Annotated in this window: 1 protein-coding gene; it reads left to right on the top strand. The window is 57.2% G+C overall.

Annotated features, from left to right (window positions below):
* Nucleotides 1-428 (top strand): IS3 family transposase (locus ACT3RR_RS23170; RefSeq protein WP_496201176.1); only part of this gene is annotated, 428 nt, incomplete at both ends.

Genomic DNA, 428 nt, shown 5'->3' with positions numbered 1-428 from the left:
ACCGCGCTCTTGATGTCCGACTCACTGAACGGTTCACGATAGTTGCCAGACTGAGTGACAGCCACACGGTCGTCAGTCTGTGTTCTGCTCTGGAAATACACCGCAGCAGTTACCGACACTGGCGAAAACGACGCGATACGGTTAATCCGGCGCGAGTCAGGCTGTGCAGCGAAATACGCCGGGCGTGGAATCAGAGTCGGGGCTCAGCAGGGGCGCGCACTCTGGCTAACATGCTGACCCAAAACGGCGTCCCGATGAGCCGTTACCGTGCGGGGCGTCTGATGAAATATCTGAACCTGAGCAGTTGCCAGCCCGGAAAACATCAGTACAAAAATGCCCGTCAGGAGCATACCTGCCTGCCGAATCTGCTTGAGCGCCAGTTCGCTGTGCCCGAGCCAGATCGGGTATGGTGCGGAGATATTACGTAT

This window comes from Ewingella sp. AOP8-B2-18, from assembly GCF_052376015.1.
Lineage (GTDB): Bacteria > Pseudomonadota > Gammaproteobacteria > Enterobacterales > Enterobacteriaceae > Ewingella > Ewingella allii.
The sequence above is the reverse complement of the archived record's forward strand: the minus strand, read 5'-3'. Positions and strand labels throughout refer to the sequence as shown.